Source organism: Acinetobacter sp. YH16031 (assembly GCF_013417335.1).
Lineage (GTDB): Bacteria > Pseudomonadota > Gammaproteobacteria > Pseudomonadales > Moraxellaceae > Acinetobacter.
This window is the reverse complement of the sequence record NZ_VPED01000171.1, coordinates 1-1262: the sequence shown is the minus strand read 5'-3', so window position 1 is coordinate 1262 and position 1262 is coordinate 1. Positions and strand designations below refer to the sequence as shown.

Below are 1262 nucleotides of genomic sequence, written 5' to 3'. Positions count from 1 at the left end.
TAATAGTTACTATCACAGGTCTAACTTTCGGTCTTCTGAGCCAAACAATGGTCGAATCTGGAATTGAAAAAGCATTAAATTACAGAATGATAGAAGCTAGGCTTAAGGGGCTTGGTCTGCAAATGTTATCGCCAGATATATGTAAAAATTACATTCCTAAACAAACTTTTTCGCAAATCCCGGCAATCCAAACTTGTTTCCAGTTTAGAAATTCGCAGAAAATTCAAACTCAATATGGTGAATTACACGTAATTTATAAGTGAAAAAATCAGCTATGATTAATAACTACTCATAGCTATAAAACTAATCAAAAAATAATGCCTAAATTTACCGTTGCTGAATTAGCTAAACAATATGGAATTGCTCGTACATCTATTTATGATCGTATGAAGAATGGTTCTATCAGTTATGAAATAGATGCTAAGAATCGAAAAGTCATTGATTTTAGTGAAATGCAACGTGTTTACGGCACACCTGACAGTAAGGCTTACAGTACAAATGAACAAGTCCGTACAACTACAGACTTACAAGAAATTGTACAGCCGCCACAAGTTACACCAATAGAAAATAAGCCTATTCAGCAAGCTGCTACGATAACACCGGAACCTAAAAAACGAGGTTTATTCGGTCGTTTGGCGAAAGCAGTTTTTGACAATTGATTCTTCACTGGAGCTAATCAAAGTTGTGAAACTTTGGTCAAAGAATAGGCGTGGAACGTGAATAATCACAAAAAAGCCGTTCCAGTGCGCTGTTTACTGGAACGGCTTTAGTTAAGATATTGATGCTTATAGGAAAATTTCAAGCATTTCGTATAATTGGTATTATGTTAATTTTAGAATCTCTTAGAAATGATTCACTTAATCTATAACCATTCTTTAATAATTAATACATTTATCCTAGAAAGATGAGTGCCCTAAAAGTGTAAAAAAATAGTCACAAAAATTTCAAAATAGCTCGATATTATTTAAATAAAATTTATACTAATACTTGATGTTGTATAAGCAAATATAGCTAATTACTTAAGTTAGCAGTACAAAACTTTATAAAATGGTGTTTTACAGAAATATTTACATTCTATAGCCTTTAGAATTTAGCTATAGCACCACAAAGTAGATGTATTTTTTGAAAATTTAATTAGATCAAGGAAAAATCATGAGAATAAATAAAATTAAAGATCATCAAAAGCGATTATTCTACTGATGAACTCTATAAAGAGGGTTACTCATTATTATACGGACAATAACGATGACTAGAATATTTAT

The 1262-nt window shown here is 31.3% G+C and carries 2 protein-coding genes; both read left to right on the top strand.

Features of this window, described 5'->3' with window-relative positions; translation table 11 throughout:
- A partial coding sequence (locus FTV31_RS17215) for a hypothetical protein (RefSeq protein ID WP_218948759.1) occupies positions 1–263 on the top strand: 263 nt, incomplete at its 5' end.
- Positions 264–317: 54 nt separating this feature from the next.
- Positions 318–659, top strand: a complete 342-nt coding sequence (locus FTV31_RS16935; RefSeq protein WP_180015801.1) for a hypothetical protein — start codon at positions 318–320, stop codon at positions 657–659.
- Positions 660–1262 lie beyond the last annotated feature (603 nt).

Coding starts and splice junctions, on each gene's coding strand:
- FTV31_RS16935 (WP_180015801.1), top strand. CDS start 318: ATGCCTAAATTTACCGTTGCTGAATTAGCTAAACAATATGGAATTGCT.